Annotated in this window: 21 protein-coding genes; 10 read left to right on the top strand and 11 right to left on the bottom strand. The window is 49.8% G+C overall.

The features are described from left to right. Nucleotides 1-25 precede the first annotated feature (25 nt). The 4 genes from JWG88_RS19155 to JWG88_RS19140 all read right to left on the bottom strand — a co-directional run bounded on the left by JWG88_RS19155 (nt 26) and on the right by JWG88_RS19140 (nt 5689). Complete coding sequence (locus tag JWG88_RS19155; protein WP_205235403.1) at nt 26-1726, bottom strand: nickel-dependent hydrogenase large subunit; 1701 nt, start codon at nt 1724-1726, stop codon at nt 26-28. A 104-nt stretch (nt 1727-1830) separates the two neighbouring features. Beyond that, the gene (locus JWG88_RS19150; protein WP_205235402.1) at nt 1831-2919 is read right to left on the bottom strand and encodes a hydrogenase small subunit; all 1089 of its coding nucleotides are present in this window, start codon (nt 2917-2919) and stop codon (nt 1831-1833) included. A 404-nt stretch (nt 2920-3323) separates the two neighbouring features. Continuing rightward, nucleotides 3324-4679 carry a tRNA nucleotidyltransferase/poly(A) polymerase-related protein gene (locus tag JWG88_RS19145; protein ID WP_240194616.1) on the bottom strand — a complete coding sequence of 452 codons (1356 nt, stop codon included), beginning with the start codon at nt 4677-4679 and terminating at the stop codon, nt 3324-3326. A 23-nt stretch (nt 4680-4702) separates the two neighbouring features. Continuing rightward, nucleotides 4703-5689, bottom strand: coding sequence for an NAD(P)H-dependent flavin oxidoreductase (locus JWG88_RS19140; RefSeq protein WP_205235401.1), 987 nt, complete (start codon nt 5687-5689; stop codon nt 4703-4705). Between the two features lie 371 nt (nt 5690-6060). Between JWG88_RS19140 and hisS the strand changes: the two genes are divergently transcribed. Both hisS and aspS read left to right on the top strand, forming a co-directional pair. After that, entirely contained in the window at nt 6061-7320 is a 1260-nt protein-coding gene (gene hisS, locus JWG88_RS19135) for a histidine--tRNA ligase (RefSeq protein WP_205235400.1), read from the top strand. A gap of 125 nt (nt 7321-7445) precedes the next feature. Beyond that, entirely contained in the window at nt 7446-9236 is a 1791-nt protein-coding gene (gene aspS / locus JWG88_RS19130; RefSeq protein ID WP_205235399.1) for an aspartate--tRNA ligase, read from the top strand. Nucleotides 9237-9289: 53 nt separating this feature from the next. Here aspS and JWG88_RS19125 read toward each other — a convergent pair whose 3' ends face one another. Further along, entirely contained in the window at nt 9290-9529 is a 240-nt protein-coding gene (locus JWG88_RS19125; RefSeq protein WP_205235398.1) for a hypothetical protein, read from the bottom strand. A gap of 207 nt (nt 9530-9736) precedes the next feature. Next, nucleotides 9737-10618 carry an Hsp33 family molecular chaperone HslO gene (gene hslO / locus JWG88_RS19120; protein ID WP_205235397.1) on the bottom strand — a complete coding sequence of 294 codons (882 nt, stop codon included), beginning with the start codon at nt 10616-10618 and terminating at the stop codon, nt 9737-9739. Nucleotides 10619-10891: 273 nt separating this feature from the next. On the opposite strand from hslO, the gene JWG88_RS19115 reads away from it, so the two are divergent. Further along, nucleotides 10892-11455 (top strand): chalcone isomerase family protein, encoded by a 564-nt coding sequence (locus JWG88_RS19115; RefSeq protein ID WP_205235396.1) that lies wholly within the window; start codon nt 10892-10894, stop codon nt 11453-11455. Between the two features lie 109 nt (nt 11456-11564). Here the strand turns inward: JWG88_RS19115 and nikR are convergent, their stop codons facing one another. From nikR to JWG88_RS19100, 3 genes are all read right to left on the bottom strand, one after another. Continuing rightward, nucleotides 11565-11975, bottom strand: a complete 411-nt coding sequence (nikR, locus tag JWG88_RS19110; protein WP_205235395.1) for a nickel-responsive transcriptional regulator NikR — start codon at nt 11973-11975, stop codon at nt 11565-11567. 18 nt (nt 11976-11993) lie between these two features. Beyond that, the gene (locus JWG88_RS19105; protein WP_205235394.1) at nt 11994-12344 is read right to left on the bottom strand and encodes a cupin domain-containing protein; all 351 of its coding nucleotides are present in this window, start codon (nt 12342-12344) and stop codon (nt 11994-11996) included. Nucleotides 12345-12459: 115 nt separating this feature from the next. Then, complete coding sequence (locus JWG88_RS19100; RefSeq protein WP_337833144.1) at nt 12460-13380, bottom strand: DMT family transporter; 921 nt, start codon at nt 13378-13380, stop codon at nt 12460-12462. A gap of 892 nt (nt 13381-14272) precedes the next feature. On the opposite strand from JWG88_RS19100, the gene JWG88_RS19095 reads away from it, so the two are divergent. From JWG88_RS19095 to rnfB, 7 genes are all read left to right on the top strand, one after another. After that, nucleotides 14273-15256, top strand: coding sequence for a dihydroorotate dehydrogenase-like protein (locus JWG88_RS19095; RefSeq protein WP_205235393.1), 984 nt, complete (start codon nt 14273-14275; stop codon nt 15254-15256). A gap of 163 nt (nt 15257-15419) precedes the next feature. Next, on the top strand, nt 15420-16742 hold the full coding sequence (rsxC, locus tag JWG88_RS19090) for an electron transport complex subunit RsxC (protein ID WP_205235392.1): 1323 nt from the start codon (nt 15420-15422) through the stop codon (nt 16740-16742). 98 nt (nt 16743-16840) lie between these two features. Further along, entirely contained in the window at nt 16841-17890 is a 1050-nt protein-coding gene (locus JWG88_RS19085) for an RnfABCDGE type electron transport complex subunit D (protein WP_337833143.1), read from the top strand. Then, complete coding sequence (locus tag JWG88_RS19080) at nt 17887-18777, top strand: FMN-binding protein (protein WP_205235391.1); 891 nt, start codon at nt 17887-17889, stop codon at nt 18775-18777. Before JWG88_RS19085 ends, JWG88_RS19080 begins: the two co-directional genes overlap by 4 nt. A 21-nt stretch (nt 18778-18798) precedes the next feature. Further along, complete coding sequence (gene rsxE / locus JWG88_RS19075; protein WP_205235390.1) at nt 18799-19416, top strand: electron transport complex subunit RsxE; 618 nt, start codon at nt 18799-18801, stop codon at nt 19414-19416. Beyond that, nucleotides 19413-20357, top strand: coding sequence for an electron transport complex protein RnfA (locus JWG88_RS19070; RefSeq protein ID WP_240194615.1), 945 nt, complete (start codon nt 19413-19415; stop codon nt 20355-20357). The genes rsxE and JWG88_RS19070 overlap by 4 nt, the downstream gene beginning before the upstream one ends. A 34-nt stretch (nt 20358-20391) precedes the next feature. Continuing rightward, a complete protein-coding gene (rnfB, locus tag JWG88_RS19065) occupies nt 20392-21267 on the top strand; it encodes an RnfABCDGE type electron transport complex subunit B (protein ID WP_205235389.1) in 876 nt (291 codons plus the stop codon). Nucleotides 21268-21592: 325 nt separating this feature from the next. On the opposite strand, the gene JWG88_RS19060 is transcribed toward rnfB, so the two are convergent. Both JWG88_RS19060 and JWG88_RS19055 read right to left on the bottom strand, forming a co-directional pair. Further along, nucleotides 21593-22327 carry an ATP-binding cassette domain-containing protein gene (locus tag JWG88_RS19060; protein ID WP_205235388.1) on the bottom strand — a complete coding sequence of 245 codons (735 nt, stop codon included), beginning with the start codon at nt 22325-22327 and terminating at the stop codon, nt 21593-21595. Then, a complete protein-coding gene (locus JWG88_RS19055; protein ID WP_371927115.1) occupies nt 22320-23282 on the bottom strand; it encodes an amino acid ABC transporter permease in 963 nt (320 codons plus the stop codon). The genes JWG88_RS19060 and JWG88_RS19055 overlap by 8 nt, the downstream gene beginning before the upstream one ends. Nucleotides 23283-23296 lie beyond the last annotated feature (14 nt).

Raw genomic sequence — 23296 nt, 5'->3', positions numbered from 1 at the left:
CCGGGTAAAAAAGGTTCATATAGCCTTACAGGGCCTTAACTTTGACAACCTCTTTACCTTCCGGATCCAGCATATGAACTGCACAGGCAATACACGGGTCGAAAGAATGGATGGTTCTCAGAACCTCAAGAGGCTTCTCCGCATCGGCAATAGGATTGCCCACCAGAGAGGCTTCATATGGACCGGGCTGACCTTCCGCATCACGCGGGCCGCCGTTCCAGGTAGAAGGCACAACACATTGGTAATTCTTGATTTTACCATCCTGAATAATAATCCAGTGAGATAATAAACCACGAGGAGCCTCATGTACGCCGACGCCTCTTTGCTCACCTTTAGGAAAGGTGGGAGGATTGAAGATTTCAGTGTCGCCTGAGCCAACATTATCCACGAGGAGATCCCAGTGTTTGAGGGCGAGATCTGCCATCATCGAGGCACGAACAGCGCGCGCGGCATGACGTCCTATGGTGGAATGAAGGATCTCGGGCCCGACATTGACGCCTGCTACCGCACTGATTTTGGAAAGTGCACCGTCAACGGCCTTAACCGTCATTTCATGTCCCTGGGCGTAACCGACAACAAGCTGCGCCAAAGGACCAACCTGCATCGGTCTGCCCTGGAAGCGCGGGGCTTTCAGCCAGGTGTAGCGGCCTTCATCCTGGAAATCGGTATACTTGGGAACGGTGTCTTCTTCAAACGGATTCTTGGACCAGTCACCATCATACCATGCTCGGGCGATGGACTCCTCAACGTTGGACTTGAAGTATTCATCGCTGATACTGGTAAAAGGTTTGACGGTGCCGAGGTCGCCGTCCATGACGGTGCCGCCGGGCAGATCAAACTGAGTACCTGCGGAGTCGAGGAACATATCCGGTGCGGCGAGGTAGTTAGTGACGCCTGCGCCGTAGGGGAGCCAGTCTTTATAAAGGGCGCCGACGGCAACTACATCAGAGAGGTAGACGTTGTTGATGAATCCACGCACTTCCTCGACCAGTTGTTTGACAAAGTAGAGCCTCTCCATATTCAGGGTGGAATCATTGTTGAGATTGATGGCTGCGGTTACCCCGCCAACGGAAAGATTCTGAATATGAGGATTTTTACCAGAAATAATTCCCAGTGCCTGGGTTGCTTTTCTCTGGTAATCGAGGGCTTCGAGATAATGCGAAACTGCCATTAGGTTGGCTTCCGGCGGCAGCTTCATTGCCGGATGTCCCCAGTAAGCATTGGCAAAAGGACCAAGCTGACCACTGGCCACGAGTCCCTTGAGCTTGTCTTTCACAGCCTGGAACCTCTTTGAACTATTGCCCGGCCAGTCCGAAAGGGTCTCGGCAAGCTTTGAAGTAGCGACCGGATCCGCATCAAGGGCGGAAACAACATCTACCCAGTCCAGAGCGGAAAGTGCGTAAAAATGAACGATATGGTCCTGCAGTGCATGAATGGACTGCACCAGATTCCTGATATATTGTGCGTTTTTGGGAATCTCAAGGCCGAGCGCGTCTTCTACGGCGCGTACGGATGCCAGAGCGTGCACCGTGGTGCAGACACCGCAGATACGCTGCACAAAATGCCAGGCATCTCTGGGATCACGTCCCTGAAGTATAGTTTCAATGCCACGGAACATCTGACCCGATGACCATGCCTTTTTAACCTCACCCCCATCAACTTCCACGTCTACTCTCAAGTGCCCCTCGATCCTGGTGAGAGGATCAATGGTGATTCGTTGAGCCATGTGTCGAACCTCCTAAAATAAGATAGAATCAAAAGCGGTTGTCAATGTCAGATAGGCTTTCGATCCGGTATTGCTTCATGTCGTTGCTTCGTGGGATTGAGGATTTATGCCTCTTCTCCGCTTTTGTCTTTGCCCTTGACCAATTTTTTGCCGATACCTACGGCGGCATGGATACCAACAGCTGCGGCAGTGACGCCGAGAACCTTGCGGCCGACGCTGTCGGCATCTCCTACAATACCTGTGCCTGGAATCGAAACATTGGGCAGTCTTTCATAGAAGGGAGTCATCGTATCCCAGAATTTTGGCTCAGTGCAGCCGATACAGCCATGACCAACACTTACGGGCCATACGCCTACATCATTAAAGCGAACTGACGGGCAGTTGGAGAAGGTGCTGGGGCCTTTACAGCCAACCTTGTAGAGGCAGTATCCCTGCTTGTGAAATTCATCTCCAAACTGTTCGACAAAACGACCCTCGTCAAAATGAGGACGTCTTTCGCAATGATCGTGAATTCTCCTGCCGTAGGCAAAGGTCGGACGGCCAAGACTGTCGAGAGCGGGAAGTCGATTGAATGTCAGATAGTGGAGTACTGTACCGAGGAGTGAAATCGGATTAAACGGGCAACCGGGTATGTTGACGACGGGTTTATCCGTCACCAGCTTATTGACGCCTACCGCGCCGGTTGGATTTGGAGCTGCGGCCTGAACACCGCCGAAGGCGGCACAGGCACCTATTGCAATAACGGCGCCGGCTTTGGGAGCCACTTCCGCCAGAATATCCTTGGCGGTTTTGCCGGCGATTTTGCAGTAGATCCCATCTTCTGCCAGAGGAATAGCGCCCTCAACAATCAGGACGAATTTTCCTTCATGATTCTTGATGGTTTCGTGCAGCAACTGCTCTGCCTGATGGCCGGCGGCAGCCATGACAGTTTCATGATAGTCCAGAGAAATGATGTCCAGGATCAAGCGGGAAAGATCCGGGTGAGAACCCCGAAGCAAAGTTTCGGTGCATCCGGTACATTCCTGAAAGTGCAGCCAGACCACCGGAGGGCGCTGGGCTGTTGTTGCTGCCTCGACCAGCTTGGGGATCATGGTTTCTGAAAGTCCCAGAGCTGCCGCAGCCATTGTGCAACCCTTCAGGAAACCGCGTCGATTAATTTGCGGATCCAGAGTCTTGTTTACCGTGTCTGCCATACCAACCTCCTATTGCTGTAACAACAATTTTGCGCATTGCGCGATTGCATCGACATTGTGCCGATTGAGTTGAAACAAACAGAAAATCACTCCCGCTGTCTGTGATGAATAACCTGACTCTCCCTGTGCAAGTTATGCGAGCGGCAATGCTATTCTACGTATACTGTCATTAACCTAGTTTTTTGATCTAATAAAGAAAAAAAGTCAAATGAATTCGCGGATTGGTGGTATAAATAATATTGCGAAAAAAAGTAGAATATATTTATGGTACAATTATGTCTAATTGTTACGGTAGGATATATGCTGATGATTTGATTTGTGAGTAGCTAGCCCATGGGAGGAGGTGTCGAAGAGGAAAAAAACACGATATAAGGTAGATCTCACTATGAGAGTTGTCAAGGAGGCTACTTTCGGAAGCCAAAAACCCCGCCTTTCTTATTGGGAGAAAATGCGGGTCGCGTTTTTTTTCGGCTAAACTGTGTTCTTTCGGGTTGGGGTGGTTCGTGGTGCGATACCCCGTTGATCATACTGGAGAGGTTGTCCTCTCTTTCTGTGCCGGAAATCGCCTGTTGGCGAATATGTGCGAAAAGCAGGCAGTTGGCGAAGTAGCTTTTTTTGGTGAGCCACTTGGGCCAGGAGTTGCTTTGCACAAATCGCACAAACTGTGGAAGATTGCTGAGCAGGATTACCATTTCCTGACGAATTGATCGCCGTAAATTCAGCTGGGTACCGAGAAGGGTATCGATCTCGCTTCGTAATTTTTTGGAGAGCTGAAAAACGGCCGGGCCTTTGAGTTTCAGCCTGGAGAGACCGAAGGTTATTTCTGCCCAGGGCAGTAGAAGCAGGGCAAGGATAAAAAATTTCGGCAGTTGTCTGCACTCTCCTGTGGAGGCTTTCAGATTAATGGAATCAAGGATTTCCAGTAGAGCCCCGAGTTGATGTCTGCAAGATGGCTGAGAGGGTGGTGAGGTGGTCAGAATATTGCGGTAGAAAGGAAAAATTGCAGTAAAAATGGAGGAATCAGCGGCTAGTTCGAACCAGCCGGCGGCTGAGCCGCCATAAAGATCCTTGAAGAGCTCGTCGCGAATTCGAGAGGTTGGGCAAAGGGTGATTTTTTGATGATTTCTACAGATCGACTGCCAGGTTTCATCTTCAATGGAAAAACCGGTCCGGGCGCTGTGGCGGATGGCGCGCATCATTCGCACCGGATCGCGATTGATGCGTTTATCCGGCTGGCCGACCATGCGTATTATGGAATTATCCAGATCACGGACTCCCCCGACATAGTCGATTATGGTATGACTCTCCAGTTCATAGAAGAGCGAATTTATTGAGAGATCACGACGCTGGGCATCTTCGGGTAGATTGCCGTAGGTGTTGTTGGGTGCCAGGACCGCTTCGGGGCCGTCAAGATCATGCTCGCTCAGCGACCTGAGAGTCGAGATTTCAATGAGATTGCCCGACTTGAAGAATACCTGAACCAGCCTGAAGCGCCTGCCGATTGTCGAGCTGTGGGGAAAGATCTTACGAATCTGTCCGGGCTTGGCATTGGTGCTTATGTCAAAGTCCTTGGGCTTCTTGCCCAGATAAAGATCGCGTACGCCGCCGCCGACAAGATAGCTGGAAAAGCCTTCCTTGTTGAGCTTGCGCATCACGAATATGGCATCCCCATCGAGCATGTTTCGCCGGATGGGGTGGTTATGTTCCGATATTACCAGGGGCTGTGAGGCGTCAGGATGTTCTGATGGCATGCCGGTCATTGATGGCTGGAGGCAATTGATGATCAAACGGCAGGAGAAAAGCCTCTTCCTTCCTTATAGACGGATTCAGCTTCCCGGATAAATTTTTCAAAAATCTCGGAGACCGTCAATATTGATTTCATCTTATAGGTGTTTTCTCCTGAGAAGACGAGGCCTTCCTCAATATTCCCCTCTTTGGACATGTTAAGCCGCTCGTTGATGCAATAATGATGGTCGCATTTTTTCAAACAGAGTGAGCCACATTTTTTGGTACTGAGATCATCTCCATTCGCCAGCGATTTGACGAAAGGAGTGTTGATGGCGCGCCCGGGCAATCCCACGGGTGATGTGGTCAGGACAATGTCTTCCTTCCGGGCGTTGAGATAAGCCTGTTTGTAATTGTCCGAGACATCACATTCTTTGCTGAGAACAAACCTGGAGGCGATCTGTACACCATCGGCTCCATATTTATCCATCATCTCAGCCATCTCGTAACCGTTGGTTATTCCGCCGGCGGCGATCAGGGGGATATTTTTGACCGCATCCCGTATCGAGGGAAATATTTCCCGGAGTGAGAGGCTGGTGCCGAGATGTCCGCCTGCTTCCTTGGCCTCTGCAACAATGGCTGAAGCCCCCAACCGCTCCGCCAGTTTAGCCAGTTTGGCGGAGGAGACGATCATTATGACAGGCACATTATTTTTCTCGCCAATTTTGAAAATATCGCGGGAGAAGCCGGCTCCGGTGACGATCATGTCCACGCCGGCATCAATGGATGTCATCACCAGCTCGTAAAAATTTTTCATGGCATACATGATATTGACGCCGACAACCCCGTTGGTCTGGGATTTTGCCTTGAGAATATCTTCCTGCAGTTCGGCTTTGGGAATACCCGATCCGCCGATAATGCCGATACCGCCGCAGTTGGCCACAGGCACGGCCAGCGCGGAAGTGGAGACGCGGATGGACATACCGCCCTGAATCAGTGGAATTGGGGCTGTCAGATTTGCAATTTTCAGTGAAGGTAACTTCATATATTCGTAAAAACTCCTTTGTACGTACTTAATAATAGATCCCGATATTGCCTTTCTTGATAGAATTTGTCAAGCTAACTCATACTATGACAGTAATCATTTTCACATGGAATAATCGGGGAAAGAGTGCAGAAAAGTTTTCAGAGACGAAAGAATGGATGATCCGCAACCTCCACCAGAGGCGACAATTTCTCTTTTCCGGTAAATAGGGGGGCGTGATATGGAAAAGATAAGTAACAGAAAAAACAATGAAAATATCATTTGTTACAGTGCCTTCGCTGGATTGCTTGACATTTTCCGGTATTTGCTTTTTATTCTATAATCTTTGACAAATGTCTTTTATGATTTTGCTAGAGTAGTGGAGGTACATTTTGAAAATCAAAGCCCTCAATGGCTTCAAGGATATACTGCCGGAAGAGGTTGCCCTGTGGAGAACCGTCGAGAGCCAGGCCCGCTCAATTCTGCAGCTTTTCAATTTTGCGGAGATACGACTGCCGGTTTTGGAGAAGACGGAATTGTTCGCAAGGTCCATCGGCGAGGCTACGGATATCGTCGAGAAAGAGATGTACACCTTTGTCGATAAGCAGATAACTATGAGGCCAGAGGCTACCGCTTCTTTGGTGCGTGCCTATATCCAGCACGGCCTCTATGTAAAAAAACCGGTGCAGCGTCTTTTTACCATAGGTCCCATGTTTCGGCATGAGCGGCCTCAGAAGGGACGATTGAGACAATTCCACCAGATCAGTGTCGAGGTTCTCGGCTCCGAGAACGGCCGCATAGATGCCGAGATGATGGCTTTGGCGGCATTGTTTTTCGAAGAATTAGGCGTCAATGTCAGCCTGGAGCTTAACTCTCTGGGATGTCCGGAATGCCGGCCCGCTTTTCGTCGGGAGCTCCTTGCTTTTCTCCAATCGAAACACGATGAACTCTGCGATGACTGCCGGCGCAGGGTAGATACCAATCCGCTGCGGGTGCTCGACTGCAAAAATGTACACTGCAGAGAGCTGGTTGAGGATGCTCCGTCCATTCTCGAACATCTTTGTGAGGTATGCTCCGATCATTTCAGCGTGGTTCGAAATTCCTTGGAACAACTTGGAATCGGTTATTCTCTTAATAAGTTTATGGTGCGCGGTCTTGATTACTATTGCAGGACCACCTTTGAGTTTCTTACCACCGATCTCGGCGCCCAGGCTGCGGTCTGTGCCGGCGGCAGATATGATGGTCTGGTAGAGCAGCTGGGTGGTCCGAAGACTCCGGGGATAGGTTTTGCCATGGGCCTGGAGAGGCTTGTCCTGCTCCTTCAGCAGAAGGGCGAGCTTGATGGGGAGGTTCCTCTGGATCTTTTTGTTGCGGGGCTGGGAGAACAGGGGGGAGAATTTGCCTATACCCTTACTCACCAGTTGCGCAAGCGGGGACTGAGCGTTGCCATGGATCATGAAGGTCGCAGCCTGAAAAGCCAAATGAAACAGGCAGACAGATCCAAGGCATCCTTTGTTCTGCTGATTGGTGATGAAGAGGTGGATAATCGTGCGGCTCTGCTGCGCAATATGAAGACCCGGGAACAGATGAGCGTCGAATTGCGGGATGAAGAGATCGAGGCGGTGGTCTCAAGCCTGCTGCCGCTTCGCTGATGTGCTCTGCAGTGGTTAGTGGATATTTTTCGTAGCTGTTCAGCAGCTCAAACCAGAAGCCGGGTATCTCTGCCCGCTAAGGTCCGACTGAAGAAGCTACTAATTTTTTTGAAAAAGCAAATACTATGGAATCAATGGGAACGTTGCGCCGCACACATTATTGTAATGTGCTCGGTAAGGAAAATGTTGGTGAAGAAGTCATTCTGATGGGCTGGGTGCTGCGCAGGCGGGATCATGGTGGCGTAATCTTTATCGATCTGCGCGATCGTCGCGGCATAACCCAGGTGGTCTTCAATCCTGAAGTAAACCCTGAGGTACATGCCAAGGCGCATCAACTGCGCAGTGAATGGGTGCTTGCCGTTAAGGGCAGGGTCGAGGCGCGGCCGGGTGATATGGCAAATCCCAAGCTTGCCACCGGGGAAATTGAGGTTCTGGTCAGTGAGCTGAGAATTCTCAATACCAGCGAAACACCTCCGTTTCCACTGGACGAGGAGAGCGATGTCTCCGATAATCTGCGCCTGCAATACCGTTATCTTGACCTGCGCAGACCGGAAATGAGTGCCAATCTGGTAATGCGTCACAAGGCGGTGCAGGCCATCCGGGCATATCTCAACGATCATGATTTTCTCGATATCGAGACGCCGATGCTGACCCGCTCCACCCCCGAGGGGGCAAGAGACTATCTGGTGCCGAGCCGGGTGAATGCCGGCAGATTCTATGCCCTGCCGCAGTCGCCTCAGCTGTTCAAACAGTTGTTGATGATGGCCGGAATGGATCGTTATTATCAGATTGTGAAGTGCTTCAGGGATGAAGATCTCCGGGCGGACAGGCAGCCGGAATTTACCCAGATCGATATGGAAATGTCCTTTGTCGACGAAGAGCAGGTGATAAAGACCACTGAGGGCATGATCGAGGCTCTTTTCGACAAGACCCTCGGTTTGGATGTAGCCCCGCCCTTCAAGAGAATCAGCTATGACGAGTCCATGGATCGGTTTGGCACCGATCGTCCCGACATGCGCTTTGGCCTTGAACTCACCGATCTTACCGGAATCGCCGCAGGATGCGGTTTCAAGGTATTTCGTGATGTGGCCGACGGCGGGGGGACGGTCAGGGCGATTAACGCCAGGGGGTGTGCGGTATTTTCCCGAAAGGACCTCGACGTCCTCACCGAATACGTCCTCCAGTTCGGCGCCAGGGGTCTTGCCTGGGTAAAAATGAAGGCGGGGGGCGAGTGGCAGTCGCCGATAGCCAAATTTTTTACCGATGAGGAGCGGAGCTTAGTCAATACAGCCCTGGAGGCAGTCGAGGGCGATCTTCTCTTCTTTGGAGCCGATAAATCCTCCGTGGTATTTCAATCTCTTGGCGAACTCAGAGTTGAGCTTGCCCGAAGGTTGGGTCTGGTCAAGGAAAACACCTTTGATTTCGTCTGGGTGACTGACTTCCCGCTGGTTGAGTATGACGAAAAGGAAAAGCGCTTTCAGGCACTGCATCATCCCTTCACCGCACCGCGCCATGATCAGCTGGAGCTGCTCGATTCAGACCCCGGGAAAGTATATAGCCGGGCCTATGATCTTGTCTTGAACGGTACCGAAATAGGCGGCGGCTCCATTCGTATCCATCAAAAGGATGTGCAGTCCAAGGTGCTGCTCGCTTTGGGAATTTCCGAGGAAGAAGCGCAGCAGAAATTCGGCTTTCTCCTGAAATCCCTTGAGCTGGGTGCCCCGCCTCATGGCGGTATCGCCTTCGGACTCGACCGGCTGCTGATGATCATTACCGGCAGCAGCTCGATCCGTAATGTCATTGCCTTTCCCAAGACCCAAAAAGCAACCTGTCCGCTGACCGACGCTCCGGCAGCGGTATCCAGGAAGCAGCTTACCGAGCTGCACCTTCGTCCCGATTGGAAGGAAAAAGAGTAATTCCAGAGCCGGCAGCCACATTTGCGGCTGCCGGCTCTGGTAAAATTCGCATCCTACCAGCCGTATTCCGCCAGCTGAGTGAAAAAGAGATAGGAGCCGCTCAGGAACAGTGCGGCGGTGAAGATCACTACACACAGGTTGCTCAATATAGTGTGCACTACCGTCTGATAACGTCCCGGAAACTTATCCCTGAAGAGCAATAATGTATTTCTGCCGGCTTCTTCTCTCCGGTTATTTCGGGGAGCTGTTTTAAAAATACTGGGGTTTTTTACAGAACTGCTTTCCATTTTCATACTGCGCCTCCTTCTGTTGTTTTTCGGAGTATAGCAGTACAGGGTTATCACAGAGTGACTACCCCTTTTAAAAGATATCTTTTTTCGTGTATATTGACTAAAACCTTCGCGACTGGGGCTTTTGTCGGTGAATCTAGAATAATTCGAGAAGTTCGTTGCTGAGAAACTACCTAAAGGAAAGTCAGTTGACGGTTCAGTCATCTACTTCTAGTGGAGATTTTTTCTTGCGGCCAGCGTCTGCAGATACTCCCGTGGAAAATTATAAGCGGTGTTGCAGTAATCGCACTTGACCTCTACGCCGTCATTCTGCTCGAGAAGGTATTCAATATCATCATTGCTCAGGGTGTCGAGAATATCCTCCATCTTCTCTTTCGAGCAGTAACACCTGAAGGCCAGGGGGGTGCTGCCTGTGTGTTTGTGTGGAGTTCCTTCAAATAACAGGGAAAGAATGGCTGCAGGGTTATGGCCGGAGGAGATAAGCGAGGTAACCGAACTGTGGGTTTGTATCTTGTTGTCAAGTTCTCTGAGCATTTTTTCATCGGCAGGAGGAAGAGACTGGATGAGATAACCCCCGGCTGCAGTAATTGTTCCGTCTGCCTGAAGATGGACTCCCACGGAGATAGCTGAAGGGGTCTGCTCCGATTCGGTCAGATAATAAGCAATATCCTCGCCGATTTCACTGGTGTAGAGGCGGACCAGTCCGGTATATTTTTCCTTGAGGCCGATGTCTTTGATGACCCGTAAAAAACCGGCCCGGCCGATACCGCCCGCAACATCTATCAGACCGTTTTTGAGTGGAACGTCGGCTCTGGGGGAAGAGACGTACCCCCTGCACCACCCGGAGCTTCCGGCCTGGGCGCTGACCTTGCCCAGAGGACCATTCCCCTCAAAAATCACTTGTACGTTCTGGTCGTCCTTGAGCAGGCCAGCAAGCAGGACGGCACCGCTGAGAGCCCGGCCGAGGGCGGCGGCTGCCGTAGGACCAAGATCATGCCTCCGCCGGGCTTCATTGACAAGAATCGTGGTATCGCAGGCAAGACCGAAGATATTGCCGGATGCGGTTATTATTCTATCGAGTGTATCTGTCATTGTCTCATCAGAAAAAGATGGTGTTGTCTTGCTCTTTACGTTAAGGTAACTTTAGGTCCGGGCCAATGTACGATAATACTTGCAGTTCTTATGGCCACCTTATGTATGAGGACTCGTAAAAGCTCATCTGTGGCATTTCGGATGGCTGCTTTTTGGTAATATTATATTTTCTCGAATCTGCGCTTATCGCCGGGGCCATGTTCGGCAACTTCGATGATTTTTTTTTCAGGATCATCATCTGTGGTTAACATAAAATTTTGAGGAGGTAAAGTGATGCGTACACTGTTAATTGTTTTCACCCTTCTGTTTTTCGTCAACCCTCTATGGGCAAAGGATATTGCCGGTGTTGAGGTTGAGGAAAGTGTGGTCAACAGTGGTGGTACGACACTGCAGCTCAATGGCGCTGGAATTCGGAAGAAATTCTTCGTTAAAGTGTATATTGCCGAGCTCTATCTGGAGACTCCTGCCGCAGATGCCTCACGGGTTATTGCTGATGATGGGGCAAAGCGCATAGTAATGCATTTCCTCTATGACGAGGTGGGCAGGGATAAGATCGTGGAAAGTTGGAATGAAGGCTTTGCCGCCAACAACGATGCGGCTACTCTTGATTCGTTACGGGCAGAAATTGAGGCATTCAATGCCATGTTCGATGAGGACATGACCGCCGATGATGTCATTGTTTTCGATTATATTCCTGGCAGTGGGACCCAGGTGAAGATAAAGGAGAATATCAAGGGGGTCATAGAAGGAAAAGGGTTTAATGACGCGCTCCTCTCCATCTGGCTGGGGGAAGAGCCTGTCACCTCGGATCTTAAAAAGGCGCTGCTGAAGAAGTAAACCTTCTCTCTTTTTGTGGAGATGGAGGCGGGGTCGGCAGGGTGAAAAACCCCTGCCGGATTGAACACCGGCGAATCCGAGGTATTTCTCAGCAAGATGGATGGCGAAATCAGTGCAGACCTTTTCCGGTGCTGCTCATGGCCAGATTACCGTCCCGGACGCCGCGGAGAGCGGTAAGCCTGTCCGAGAGCTCCTGGACCTCCTGGGCCTTGCCGCGGACGACGATAACTTCAAGACAGTTATGGTGATCCATGTGTACATGCGTGGTGGAGACAATCAGGTGATGACGGTCATGCTGCACTTCAGTCACCTTCTCCTGCAATTGATGCTGATGATGATCGTATACAAGGGTTATCACCCCCATAACATTACTATCGCTCAACCATTCCTGTCTGATCAGAGCCTTGCGGATAAGGTCGCGGATAGCTTCCGATCGATTATCATAACTCTGTGCTTTTATGTAGCTGTCAAAAGAATCCAGCAGATTGCCTTCAAGGGAAATGGAGAAACGTTTAAGCATAAGAAAATTCCTGTCCGATTATAGTTCCGGGACATCTCTGGGTATCAAACAAATAAAAGTAAAATCCTCATTTCCCCGGTTGCGCAGCTGATGCTCCTCATGGCCGGGAATGAAAACTGCTGTTCCCGCCTCCACATCGGTCCACTGGCCTTTTTGAAAAACCTGCCCTTTCCCTGAATGGATAAATATTTCATGTTCCCATTCGTGGGCATGGCGCGGTGTAAAACCGTCGGCGCCGATGGTGAAAGCGCGCATACAGAAATTCGGGGCGCCGTCATCCTTGCCTATTACCACGCGGCCGGTAACATTCTTGACAATTTCGCTGTCAAAAGATCGGCTTGATGCTTCGCTGTAATGAAGGACCTTCATTTTACAAACCTCATTGATGATGATTTGATAATCCTTTCTCAGGCCTGCCAAAAACAGGCAGGGGAATTTTTATGAGCGTCATTAATATATAGCAATCGCAGCCAATGGTAAAGACTTATAGTTGCTCCCTTCTGGAGGAGAGACCGAGATAAATGGCAAACAGTGTGATGAAAACGCCGAACCAGTTAAGCGGGTCTGTGGGCCTGGAAAAAATAAGAACGTCCCAGCAAAATGCCAGGGCAGGCTGGAGAAGCAGGATCAGTCCTGCGCCGGAGCTATTGGTGTGAGGCAGTGAAGTTGCAATAAGCAGCCACCCCAGACATTGACTGAAAAAGCCAAGGCCAACAAGGCTAAACAGTGATTTCAGATCAGGAATGGCGAAGGTATCACCAATGGAAAGAATATATATGCAAAGCACGACTGCAGTGCTGAGGGAAACCAGCAGCATCGGCAGAAATGTCCCGGAGCATCGGGCGGAGAATTTTTTGAGCGTGAGTATATATGCGGAATAGAAGAAGGCCGTAGCCAGTCCGAAATTGATGCCCAACCGGTAACTGCCGGTCATGTCGGTCCAGCCGAAACCGACGATCAGAAAGAGTCCTGTCACAGCCAGAGGGATAGAAAGGAGCAAGATTTTACTATATCTCTCTTTGAGAAAAAAAATACCGACTGCTGCGAGGACGAAGACCTGGAAATTTCCGAGAATGGTTGCCAGACCTGGGCCGATCAGGATGATCGAGCGGTGCCAGCAGATCAGGTCGGCGGCAAATAATACTCCGCATACCACCCCCAGGAGAAATTGGGATTTGTCGGTGAGAATTTTTTCTCTGGCCCGCCCTGCAAAGATGAGGAGAAAGAGAAATCCGAGAAACACCCGATAGAATGCAGATGAATCGGGCGAGACATCGGCGATTTTGACCCATACTCCGGAAAAGCTGATGAGGATGGCTCCGATTATCAGCTTGAGGACGGGGGTGCTGAGAATTTCGAATATATGTCTTATGGCATTGTCATTCGGGATGCTGGATTTAAACACCAATAACTCCTTTTTTTTGATGGCGTCGCGATAAGCACCCGTACGGGCATAAACACCGACTTCAAGAAAAACGATCGCCCGCGCAGCTGGTCTTTAGAAAATCAATGCTCGCAGGTAAGCGAAGACTCCGATAATAAGTATATGGCTGTGCTTGATTTCCTAAAAACGTCTTAATCTGAGGAAAAATTGCAATTCTCCGACGCACTCCTAGGAGCTGTATCGGTCTTTTTCTCTGGCCACCTGAGAGTACGCGCCGACATTTTATGAGATTATCCTTTAAAATAATGTGATAATTTCATTGAAGATCCCTTCAGGCTCCCGATTGTGATAATGGTGAATACGCAAATACAATATCAAGGAAAATGGAAAAAGAAATAAGAAATCGGCCGTTGATCTTAATCTTTTCTAAGGGTTCTCCGATCAGGACGAAAGGATCGCTTCCAATGGCCAGCAGGCCAACAGAAATGCGGCGAGGCTTGACGTTTTGTATTGAAGTTGTCGTTTTCCGCTACTATATTGCCGGCTCAACAACCGTTTAGCCTGCTGAGTCTATAGGAAGTCAAGCTGTGACCAACTTTTCTGTGCAAAAAGAGCTATGCAGCATTCTCTAGTCTCTCTTTGAACAAGTAGAGATTATCAAAGAAAAAAATCCAAATTAAAAATATTTGATGAGTCATTTCAAATATGTGAATAACTTGTAAGCTATTGGTATGCGAAAAAACTTGTCTTGGGGGATGTTTTTTGGTAAAAATGCCAGCTTACAAATTTGCTTTTGTTGTTGTTTCTTTGGCACATTGAGCACAAATCGCACAAGTTTCTGATGGCTATTGTGGTGGTCTGTATTTAACCCGGCGTACTTATCGCCTGCTAATACTATACTTGAAGAGAAGATATGAAAGATCTGTCAACGAATTATCTCGGATTGCGTTTGAAAAATCCTCTTATCGTAGGTAGTTGTGGGCTTACCGGTTCCGTTGATAAAATTAGCGAACTGGCCGATAACAATGCCGGCGCAATTGTCTTGAAATCGCTTTTTGAAGAACAGATTCTGGCGGAACTCCATCAGAATATTGAAAGCTATAACACCGACTATCCTGAAGCCTTTGATTATGTGAAGGGATATACCAGAGACAACGCTGTTTCAGCTTATCTGGATCTTCTCAGCGGGGCCAAACAGAAAACTCAAATTCCCATCATTGCTTCAATAAACTGTGTCTCCGACAGTGAATGGGTATCCTTCGCCAAATCGGTGGAGAACGCCGGGGCCGATGCATTGGAGATCAATATCTCCCTGTTGCCCAGTCAGTCGCACAAGAGAAGCGTGGAGTACGAAAAGGTCTATTTTGATGTCCTCGAGAAGGTGGCAGCACTAATTTCTATCCCCATCGCCTTGAAAATGAGCAGATATTCCTCTTCGCTGGCGAATTTGGTTGCACGCCTCAGCTGGACTGGCAAGGTGGCCGGGTTTGTGCTTTTCAACCGCTACTATCGACCCGATTTTGATATTGAAAATCTCACAGTTCGCTCAGCTCCTGTCTTTTCAACCCCTGAAGAACTGGCTACGCCTCTTCGCTGGATAGCCTTGCTGTCCAACAGGGTCGGGCAGGATTTTGCCGCTTCCACCGGGGTGCACGACAGTGCAGGGCTTATCAAGCAGCTGCTGGCTGGGGCAAAGGCCGTTCAGGTTGTGTCGAGCATTTATACTAACGGTGCGCCGCATATTACCGAAATCCTGAAGGGACTCGAAGAGTGGATGGATCGAAAAACCTTCAATACCATCAATGACTTTCGTGGAATGCTAAGCTACCAGGATGACAATGATTCATCTGGACTGCAGAGAATTCAGTTTATGAAAAATTTTGCTGGTATTGAGTAACTGCTATCCCTGTTCCGCTCAACCATTCCAGGCAGGACAGAAATGTTTGAAAAAATTATAAAATTGCAGATCGATTCGGGAAAGTTGAGTTGAACCTGTGCCCTCGGGCGCATCCGGCAAAAGGGCAGGATGTGCTTATTATTTACTGAGCAATGTTCGTACTATGACCACATTATTGACATTTCCAAAGGGTGGAATACATCCACCGGAATCAAAGGAGCTGACCGCGGCTAAGAAGATCGAGGTCATGCCTGTTCCAGCCGAGCTGGAAATCATTCTGAGCCAGCATATCGGTGCTCCCTGTAAACCCACCGTCGAAAAAAAGGCGGAGGTTGGAGAGGGCGCTGTTATCGGCGATGTTGTCAAGGGCTTGGGCGTGCCCCTGCATTCACCGGCAGCGGGCAAGATCAAGGCTATTTCATCTTCAGTTCATCCGCTGAAACTCAATGCCCCATCAATCACCATCACCGTGAATCCCGAAGCTGCCCCGCTTCACTATGAAAAAAAGGAATGGCGCGATATCGACCCCAAAGAACTGCTGGGAAAGCTCAAGGATGCCGGGGTCATCGGCATCGGTGGGGCGGGCTTTCCGACGCATGTCAAGCTCTCTCCTCCCAGCAATAGTCCGGTGGATACTCTGGTGGTCAACGCGGCGGAGTGTGAGCCCTATATTACGGCGGATCACAGACAGATGGTTGAACATAGTGCTGAAATCATCGAGGGATGTAAGGTCATTTTGCGTATCCTGGGTATCAGCAACTGCCTGATAGGCGTCGAAAGCAACAAACCTAATGCCTTTCAGGCTCTGAGTGAGACTGCCGCAAATACCGCTGAAAGCGATTTCAAGATTGAGGTAAGAGCGCTGCAGGTCAAATATCCCCAGGGATCTGAAAAGCAGCTTATACAGGCAGTAACCGGCCGCAAGGTTCCAGGATACGCCTTGCCCTCGGCAGTAGGGGTTGTTGTGCAAAATGTCTCCACCGCCAAAGCAATCTATGACGCCGTTGTTCTGGAAAAACCGCTTTATGAGAAAGTAATAACAGTTTCCGGTAAAGGGATACAGCGACCGGCTAATCTGTTGGTTAAGATGGGAACCAGGATCTCCGACATAGTCGATTATCTGGGCGGTATTAAGCCAGAGCTGAAAAAGATCGTCCTGGGCGGCCCGATGATGGGTTTTGCCGTTTCAAGCCTCGACATTCCCATCACCAAGACGACCTCTTCAGTACTTTTTCTCTCCGAGGATGAAATAGATACAGCTCCACATTCTCAATGTATCCGCTGCGGTTGGTGTCTCGAGGCCTGTCCGATGGGGCTGGAACCCAAAGAAATCGGTCTTTTTGTCGAGGCAAATCATGCGGAAGAAACGGAGCGATTCGGAGTGTTCGAATGTTTTGAATGCGGATCGTGTGCCTATGTCTGCCCGGCCAAGCGACCTCTGGTGCAATTTGTCCGACTGGCAAAGATGAAGGCCAAAAGGAAATAGGAAAAGTCGGCTGCTCCATTGCAGGGTGTTACCAGGCCGATATGCGAATTTTGCAGATAAATTTTTAAGGGACTGTCTTTAAGGTAGGAAGGTGAAACGTGATCGAACAGCAAGGTAACCTGCCATCTGCTCAGCAGGGGTTATGGAAAGTTTCCATTTCCCCGCATATCAAGAGCGATGAGTCGGTTGAAAAAATCATGTGGACTGTGGTGGGCTGTCTGGTACCGCCGCTGATCCTCTCGGTATTTGTCTTTGGTATTCAGGTGTTATTCATCACCGCTGTCTCAGTGGCCAGTTGCATGGCGGTTGAAGCTGTGAGCCAGAAAGCCCTGGGGAGAAAGGTGACCGTCAGGGATGGCAGCGCAGCCCTTACCGGCATGCTTATAGCCTTTGTCATACCTCCTGGTGTCTCCGCTTTTCTGCCGGTTCTTGCCGCCATATTCGCAATCTATATCGGCAAGCACATCCTTGGAGGGCTGGGGTACAACTTCTTTAATCCGGCACTGCTGGGACGAGCATTTCTGTTGGCCTCTTTTCCCGTAGCCATGACCTCGGCCTGGTTGCCGCCGATCGAACCCGGAGCCATTTTCTCCTATCTCGGCGTTTCCATAGACGCCGTCTCCACGGCGACGCCGCTGGCGGTAATGAAAGAGCAGGGTATGGCGGCTTTCAACGAACGATTCGGTGAAGGTGCAAGTCTCTATACCAGCTTTTTCCTGGGCTGGAGACCTGGCTCCATCGGGGAGACCTCAGGTTTCCTGATGCTGCTTGGCGGACTTTTCCTGCTCTATAAAAGATATATAACCTGGCATATTCCTGTTTCCCTGCTGGGCTCCATAGCCGTACTGACCTGGATTTTCGGGGGAGAAGGATACTTTGCCGGCGATCCTCTGCTGGCCGTACTTTCAGGCGGTGCCCTTCTCGGTGCCTTCTTTATGGCCACCGATTATGTCACCAGTCCTTCAAACAAGATATCGCAGATTGTCTTCGGTGTCGGTATCGGCGCTTTGACCGTGCTTATCAGATTGAAAGGCGGATACCCCGAAGGGATCTGTTATGCCATCCTTCTCATGAATCCCCTGTCCACGGTGCTGGACGGCTGGTTTAAACAAAAACGATTTGCTCTGCCGCAGGGAGGTGAGAAATGAAAGAAATGCTCACCATAGTCTTCCGTTTGACGCTGTCCTGCATTCTGGCAGCGACGGTAATGGGAGTTACCTTCGTTTTCACAAATGAAGCCAAAATACACAACGAGCATCTTAAGGAAGAGCGTGTAGCTTTCTCGCTGCTGGGATTCCAGGATGAAGTTCCCGAATCCGTTGAGATGAATACCATCTACCGGTATGTGGTTTCCCGGGGGGGAGAACAGTCTATCGGTTACCTTTTGCCGGGCGGCGAACAGGCCTCCAGCCCCTTCGTCTTCCTGGAAATCGATCTTAATGGTAATCTTGCAGCTCAAAGCGATGTAGACATCGACCGCGAAAAGGTACGTGAAGATAAAGAGCGGGACAGCGCCATTGCCTCGGCGATCGGCCCTGGAAAAGATTTTCGCCTGGCTGAGAAATTTCAGACCATAACCGATGACGGTGAAAGAGCGGCATATCTTCTCAGCGGCAAGTTTCCCGGATTTAAAACCCATATCGCCGTTATGCTGGCACTGAGAACGGATTTTACCCTCATCGGTTTTGAGGTCCTCGAACATGAGGAAGACCCGGGACTCGGCGCTGAAATCGAACAGCCGTTTTTCAAGAACCAGTTCAAGGGTAAACCCTATGAAGTCATAAAAGGGCTCGATGTGGTCAAGGCCCCTATTCCAACCGACTACATGGAAGCACTGGAAATGGATCTGCCTCCTGAAGATATCGCCCAGGTGATGGAGAAGTACCGCGGTCAGGATATCTATGCACTTACCGGTGCCACCATTTCCACGGTTGCCGTGACTGACGGCATAAAGGCCATGGTAAGAAAATTCGCCTATCGCATAAACATACTGGACTCTGTCGTAGATACCCAGAATATATCAGTTTCTTTTTAACCACAAAGAGAGGATCGTATCGTGGCTAATGATAAATCAAATTTTCAGCTCGTTGCTAACGGCATTCTCGCTGAAAACCCGATATTTAAACTGGCGCTGTCAATGTGTCCGGCGGTTGGTATTTCCACAACCGTGATGAATGGCTTCATGCTGGGCCTGGCGGTATTGTTCGTCCAGGTATTTTCCAGTGTCACCATTTCGCTTTTCAAGGATGTCATTCATCCTCGTATCAGGATTCCGACCTATACCCTCACCATCGCTACCTGGGTCACCGTTATTGATCTCACTCTGGCGGCGGCGCTCCCCGAGGCCTATGCCAAAATGGGAATCTTCGTCAAAATCATCGTGGCTTTTGCCATCATCACCATGAGGCTGGAAATGTTTGCCTGCAAGGAGAAAGTCAGCGCCTCTTTCTGGGACGGATTAGGCATGGGGCTTGGTTTTCTGGTCGGTATGGTAACAATCGGTTTTGTGCGCGAACTGCTGGGCTCCGGCGCCGTATTGGGATATGATGTCCTTGGCTTCAAACCGCTGCTTTTTTTCATACTGCCAAGCGCGGGTTTCTTCGTCGTCGGTCTGATGATGGCCTTTTTTAACTATATTGAAATTGCATATAAACGATCCAAGGGGCTAAAATGATGAACGGAACAGCATTAAAACGAACATTGATTGCTGCTCTTCTGCTTTTCCTGCTGCCTTCTGCTGCCTGGGCGGCTGAAATTATAAGTGATAAAAGCTTTGGTGCGGAAAACGAGATTATCGTGGAGTTTAGCGCACCGGTAGAGCCGGAAACAATCGAAAACCATGATAACTACACCATATACGAGCAAAACGATCCGGATATACGACTGGAACTGGAGCGTGTTGAGGTGGCGGACGATAATCGCAGTGTTTCCCTGTTTTTTCAGGAGCCCCTCAATACCACCGAGACTCATATTGTTTCCATCAGGGGAATCAACGGCACGGCTGATGAGACCTTCGGTGTTGCCAAATCCTATATAGGGTATCTTTTCTCCGTCCTTCTCGGGGCTCTGCTGATTAATAACTTTGTTTTCACTAAATATCTCGGCCTTTGTGTTTTCTTCGGCACATCGAAGAGAAAAACCACGGCCAAGGGCATGGGGGTTGTTTTTACACTGGTAATGGTGGCCTCGGGGGTGATGAGCTGGATTCTTTATCAGCATGTGCTTAAACCCTTCAATCTCACCTTCCTGCAGATTGTGGTGTTTATCGGTCTGACCTCCCTGACGGTGCAGGCCATCGATACCATCTTGAGAAAGGTTAACCCGATACTTTTTAATTCTTTCGGAGTCTTCCTTGTTCTTGTTATTGCCAACTGTGTCGTCATTGCCGTGCCGCTTATTATGGCAAGCAACGAATATAATTTTCTGGAAACCTTTATGCTGTCGCTTGGCGCCGGCGGCGGATTTCTCCTCGCTCTGTATCTTATGAGTTCCGTCAGTGAACGATTGATGCTTGCCAAAATACCGCCGACGTTTAAAGGTTTGCCAATTGCATTTATTGTAGCCGGGCAGTTTGCCATGGCGTTTCTCGGGTTTTCCGGGCTGAAGATTTTTTAACAATAGAATTATTTCTACGTTTTGAGAGTATATTATGGATCCGGCATTAATTAAATTGGCATTGGGAGGCATAGCCCTTCTTGGCTGTATCGGTTTGTTTTTCGGGATAGGGCTGGCAATAGCTGCCCATAAGTTCGCCGTTGAGACCAACCCCCTCATCGAAGAGGTATTAGAGTCACTTCCCCTTGCCCAATGCGGAGGTTGCGGCTATCCAGGGTGTGAGGGATATGCCATCGCGGTTGTCAACGACCCCGATGTACCCCCTAATCTTTGTTTTCCGGGAAAGGAAAAGGTTGCCAATGTTGTGGCAGATCTCACCGGCAAGAAGATGACCGCTGTTGAAGATCAGATAGCCTTGGTGCGCTGCTCCAGGGAGGAGGGGCGGGTAAGCCATAAGCATGAATATTTTGGTTTTGCTTCATGTACGGCTGCCAATCTCAGTTTCGGTGGACCGTCCGCCTGCCAGTATGCCTGCATCGGCTTGGGCGAATGCGCCGAAGCCTGTCCCTTCGATGCTATTGATATGGTGGAGAATTTCCCTGTGGTCAACCCGGATAAATGCGTGAGCTGCGGTATTTGTGTAAAGACGTGCCCCAAAGCCATCATTGAGCTGCAGACCCTGCGGGCTCGTGTTTATGTACCCTGTTCAACCAAGGATCTTGGCAAAAACGTCAAGAAGGTTTGTGAGGTCGGCTGCATCGGCTGCAAGATGTGTGTCAAGGCATGTCCTGCAGATGCGGTAAGTTACCTCGATAATATCGTCAGGATTGATCATAAGGCCTGCATCGCCTATGGCCCCGGCTGTGAAGAGATATGTGTAACCAAGTGCCCACGTGATATTATGAGAAAGTATCAGGGCAGGAAGGCCATTGCCCGCAGCGGTGTGAACGGTCTGAAGATGGCCGGCTGATCGGACTTCCATCTCCAACGGAAAAAGAAAAGGTCTCCAAAACCATTATGGTTGCGGAGACCTTTTTCTTTTTTACCTTAAGGGGTGATACTTGAGCTGCGTGGCAGTTTTTCAAATGGGCTATACCCAGCGAAGCTGAATAAGTACCTTGGCAACAGGTCAAGCTATTGGCTTTAGAGGTGCTTTCCGTTTTCTTGCTATTTATGACAGCTTTTGTGGAGTAGGGTACTAACCCAGCTGAGCCGGACTCTTTACAGTACCCCTTGAGAGGTATAAGAACCTTTAAGCAGATGATTTTCTAACAAAAAAAGCAATCTGTAAGGTTCTAAAGAACCTGTTTGAGGAACAGTTTGGTTCTGTCTTCCCGGGGATTGGTAAAGAAATGCTCCGGGGTACCGACCTCGACGATCTTTCCCTCATCCATGAACAGTACACGATCTGCGACTTCGCGGGCAAATCCCATCTCATGGGTGACCACCACCATGGTCATTCCCTCCCGGGCCAGTTGCTTCATAACGTCGAGAACCTCACCGACCATCTCCGGATCGAGTGCCGAGGTCGGCTCGTCAAAAAGCATGACCTTGGGATCCATGGCCAGGGCCCGGGCGATGGCGACGCGCTGCTGCTGTCCACCGGAAAGACGTGAGGGATACTCCTTTTCCTTGACGGCTATACCGACTTTGTTCAGGAGCATACGGCCCTTCTCTTCTGCGACCTTGAGGCTTCTTTTGCGTACCTTGACCTGGGCAATAGTAAGGTTTTCAAGGACCGTCTTGTGAGGAAAAAGGTTGAATTGCTGAAAAACCATGCCAACTTCGGCGCGAACCTTATTGAGATTGGTCTTTTTATGAGCCAGATCTACGCCATCTATGATGATATGCCCGGAGTCGAAAAGATCCAAGGCATTGATACAGCGCAGAAAAGTAGATTTTCCCGATCCTGATGGACCGATCACAACCACCACCTCCCCGGGTGCCACTTCAGTCGATACACCATCCACAGCTCTGACGGTAAAATCCTTGCCGGTGAACACTTTTACTACATCGATGGCTTTAATCACTGATTGCGAGCCTCCGTTCCATGTGGTAGACCAATTGAGAAAGAACCGATGTAACGATGAGATACATCGCAGCAACGACCAGCCAGATTTCAAAGGTGGCGAATGTCGAGGTAATGATCTCACGCCCGGATTTGGTGAGATCGGTAATGGCGATAATGGATACCAGCGAAGAATCCTTGATGAGGTTGATGAATGTTCCCGAGAGCGGCGGCAAAATGCGCTTAAAGGCCTGGGGCAGGATGATATACATCATGGCCTGACCGACAGTCATACCGACCGATCGGGCCGCCTCCATCTGTCCTTTGGAAATCGACTGAATTCCTCCCCGCACAATTTCAGCTACATAGGCGCCGGCAAACAGCCCCAGGGCGCCGATACCGGCAACATTCCTGTTCAAATCGAAAACCGTTCCGATAAAAAAGTAGGCGATAAAAATCTGCACCAGAAGGGGCGTGCCGCGAATGATTTCCACATATATGAGGGCCAGACTGGAGAGGGTATAGTTGCTGGAAACCCTGGCAAGCCCGGTGAATAACCCCAGGAAAAGGGCAAAAATACTAGCCGCGGCGGATATCCACAAGGTCGTCACCAGCCCCCAGACGAGTGGGCCGAAATGCCAGCTCGTAGTGAAGCCCACAACATCACCTTCCCAGAGATCCTCGTTCAGACCGACTCTCAGGGAATCATTCTTGACCGTGATAGCATGTTCCTCACCGTCTTCGGAAACCACGATGACTTTGGCCGAACCGTCGGTTTTGTTGATATCCTTCACGGTGCCGTCAAAGGGCATCTTTTCAAGTTCCTCGGACTGATATACAAAATACTGGGGAACTCGATACCAGCGCCATTGATAATCTACGCGTTGAACGGACCCGTAGGTTGCGGCGGCCAGACCAAGGAGAATGACCGCCAGCATTATTTTCCCGAGCCACGTTTTTCGTGGGGCATTCAAAATAATTTGCCTTTTCG

This window comes from Desulfopila inferna (genome assembly GCF_016919005.1).
Classification (GTDB): domain Bacteria; phylum Desulfobacterota; class Desulfobulbia; order Desulfobulbales; family Desulfocapsaceae; genus Desulfopila_A; species Desulfopila_A inferna.
The sequence above is the reverse complement of the archived record's forward strand: the minus strand, read 5'-3'. Positions and strand labels throughout refer to the sequence as shown.